At 42.1% G+C, this 1,501-nt stretch carries 3 protein-coding genes; all 3 read right to left on the reverse strand.

All coding sequences use genetic code 11. The annotated features are described in order from the left end of the window. Positions 1-222, reverse strand: a 222-nt coding sequence (locus M977_RS23775; protein ID WP_425339060.1) for a T6SS immunity protein Tli3 family protein, incomplete at its 3' end; no start/stop codon positions are given. Continuing rightward, positions 219-974 carry a T6SS immunity protein Tli3 family protein gene (locus M977_RS23780; RefSeq protein ID WP_064519636.1) on the reverse strand — a complete coding sequence of 252 codons (756 nt, stop codon included), beginning with the start codon at positions 972-974 and terminating at the stop codon, positions 219-221. The genes M977_RS23775 and M977_RS23780, both read right to left, overlap by 4 nt. Next, positions 971-1,501: hypothetical protein (locus M977_RS25580; protein ID WP_064519641.1), on the reverse strand; the 531-nt coding region annotated here is incomplete at its 5' end. The genes M977_RS25580 and M977_RS23780, both read right to left, overlap by 4 nt.

Here is a 1,501-nt window from a genome sequence, read left to right on the forward strand (position 1 = left end):
CTTTGTGAATATGCGATAAAACTGGCTGGTAACTTCTGTGTGGATATTCATGGATGTATCGTTGTACCACAATGCGCCTTCACAGTTAAAACCAACTAACTCAAGATAACGGTGATCGTCAAAACGATATACCACCTGAGTCGGTGGCGATTTTGGTTTTGCATGGCAGGCGGTAATTAACACCATACTCAGTATTAAAAGCGTGCATTTTATCGGTTTCATTTTTTTTTTTCCGATGTCGAAAGTCCTAAATCCATATCGCAACGCATATGATCCCAGCCGGTGTAATTTTTAACTTCGGGGACTTTATTGGGGATATCCTTGAAGTTGGAGCGGTATGCATAGATTGTCCATGGCATAGTACCTTGAATTGAATTCCACGAAACGTAGTCTTCACCCCAGGCTCCTCCACCTTCTCCCGGACGAAGAAGATGCATAGTTTTATCGATCCCTTTTTTCGATGTTCGAACATAATCAATCCCACTACCGCCCGGTTCCAGGCGTGGATCATCAAAGGGTTTTGAACTTAAATAGAGATCACCGTTTTTTGTCAGCATATAACCCTGGTCATTGACGACGGTGAATGAATCAATCTCTTCGCGTTCAGGATTGGAAGCTCCATATTTTACTGCACCACTACCTGGAGAATAACTAGCACCATCCCAGGTTTTTCCATAGTCTTTCGATATTAAAAAACCAGATACATCATAAAAAGGAACTGCAATGTAACGTTCCGAAGGGTGCAGATATTTTTTTGTAAAAACTTGATAAAATTGATCAACTATTTCGGAATGAATTCCTTGCTGCGTGTCCGTATACCACAGTGCTCCTTCACAGTTAAAACCAACTAACTCAAGATAACGATGGTCGTCAAAGCGATATACCACCTGCGAGGGAGGGGATTTTGGTTTTGCATGGCAGGCGGTAATTAACACCATACTCAGTATTAAAAGCGTGCATTTTATCGGTTTCATTTTTGTTTTTCCGATGTCGAACGCCCAAAATCCATATCGCAGCGCATATGATCCCAGCCGGTGTAATTTTTAACTTTGGGGACTTTATTGGGGATATCCTGGAAGTTGGAGCGGTAAGCATCGGTTGTCCAATGATCAGGGCCAGCAAACGAATTCCAGGAGGAATATTCTTTACCCCATTTTCCACCACCATAACCAGGGAGTATGTGGTTTATTTTCTTTTCCCCTTTTTTTGTTGTGATGGTGTAATCAATCCCACTACCACCCGGTTCAAGGCGTGGATCATCAAAGGGTTTTGAACTTAAATAGAGATCACCGTTTTTTGTCAGCATATAACCCTGGTCATTGACGACGGTGAATGAATCAATTTCATCTCGCACAGGGTAGGATGCGCCATATTTAATAGCACCACTACCTGGTGAATATCTGGCCCGATCCCAGGTACGACCATAATCTTTAGATATCAGGAATCCACCACCTTCATAACCAGTAATGGAAATATATCTCTGGGAAGGATGGATATATTT

This window comes from Buttiauxella gaviniae ATCC 51604 (assembly GCF_001654835.1).
Lineage (GTDB): Bacteria > Pseudomonadota > Gammaproteobacteria > Enterobacterales > Enterobacteriaceae > Buttiauxella > Buttiauxella gaviniae.